This is a genomic window from Roseicyclus sp., assembly GCF_965662675.1.
Taxonomy (GTDB): Bacteria; Pseudomonadota; Alphaproteobacteria; order Rhodobacterales; family Rhodobacteraceae; genus Roseicyclus.
Genome location: NZ_CBFIIK010000189.1, coordinates 1 through 1,489, shown reverse-complemented (window position 1 = coordinate 1,489; position 1,489 = coordinate 1). Strand labels below are relative to the sequence as shown.

General features: G+C 64.0%; 1 protein-coding gene and 1 pseudogene. Both read right to left on the bottom strand.

Annotated features, from left to right (window positions below; translation table 11 throughout):
• Window positions 1-221: pseudogene (gene tcuB / locus ACTG4J_RS15385) on the bottom strand (tricarballylate utilization protein TcuB); the annotation flags it as partial.
• A partial coding sequence (gene tcuA, locus ACTG4J_RS15380; protein WP_439140608.1) for an FAD-dependent tricarballylate dehydrogenase TcuA occupies window positions 208-1,489 on the bottom strand: 1,282 nt, incomplete at its 5' end. The gene tcuA and the pseudogene tcuB, both read right to left, overlap by 14 nt.

The following is a 1,489-nucleotide window of genomic DNA, read 5'->3' as shown; positions in this document are numbered from 1 at the left end:
GGCAGGTTGATCGCAAACTCATGCGGCGGCGAGAATTGGCAATCGTGATAGCAAGCCCCGCAATCATGGCAGAGATTGGCGAAGTAATCGATGTCGCCCGCCACGAAACTGCGCTGCATCTGCAGCGCGGGGAAGACCGCGCAGATCCCCTCGCAATAACGGCAGGCGTTGCAGATGACGATCTGGCGCTCGGCCTCTTGCTGCAGATCAGTTCCCAACATGGCGCGCCGCCCCCTCTCCTGCCAAGCGCCCGAAAACGGCGCCGATTGTCATGCCGATCCCCGCCAGATAGCCGCGCCCCAGCACATTGCCCGCCATGATCTCGCCCGCGGCATAGATATTGGCGCTGGGGCGCCCGCCCTGCATCAAGACGCGCGCCTCGCGGTTCACGCGGGTTCCCAGATAGGTAAAGGTGATGCCGGGGCGCACGGGGTAGGCGTGAAAGGGCGCTTGATCGATGCGGCGCGCCCAATGCGATTTGGGCGGCGTGATGCCTTCGGTCCGGCAATCATCGTGGATCTCGGTATTGAAATCGCCATCGACGACCGCGGCGTTGAAACGCCCGATCTCGGCGGCAAAGGCCGATGGATCAAGCCCCAGCTTTTCGGCCAAGCCTTCGAGCGTCGGGGCCGAGATCGCCGGATAGACGGACGGCATGAAACGGCCCACCGCCTTTTCGTCGAACACGATCCACGCGATCTGATCGGGCTGATCGGCGACAAGCCGGCCCCAGATCGCATAGCGCTTGGGCCAGAAATCCTCGCCCTCGTCATAGAAGCGCTCGCAACGGTTGTTCAGCACCACGCCGAAGATGATGCAATCCAGCCGCGTGACGATGCCGCCGTCGAACTGCGGCGAGCGCGCGTCGATCGCCACCGCATGGCATTGCGTCGGGTCGCCCACGGGCTCCACCCCCGCATCCAGCAGCATCCGCAGAATCGTGCCGCGGTTGTTGGGCGTGCCGCGGATCAGGAAATTCTCGGCCCGCTCGCCCCAATATTCCTTGAGCCATTCGATATTCGCCTCGAACCCGCCCGCCGCCGTCACCAAAGCGCGGGCATGGATCACCTCGCGCCCCTCTGGCCCCTCGATGGTGGCTGATTTGAAAAAGCCGTCTTCGATATCAAGCGCCGTGGCGCTAGTGTCGTAGCGGATCTCGACACCCATCTTTTCGGCGGTGTCGCACAGCGCGTTCAGCATCGCGCGCCCACCGCCAAGGAAGAACGCATTGGTCCGCCCAAGGTTCAGCGTGCCGCCCAAGGGCTGCTGGAACCGCACCCCCACCCCGTTCATCCAATCCCACAAGGTCTTTGATTCCGCGATGGTCAGCCGGGCCAGTTCCGGGTCGGTCTCGCCGCCCGTGACGCGCATCAGATCATCCCAGAACTCGTCCTCGGGGTATGGGCCGGTCAAGATCTCGTTGCCCTCGTCATGGGCGCAACGCAGGTTGCGGGTGTGGCGCGTGTTGCCGCCGCGATAGACCTTGGGC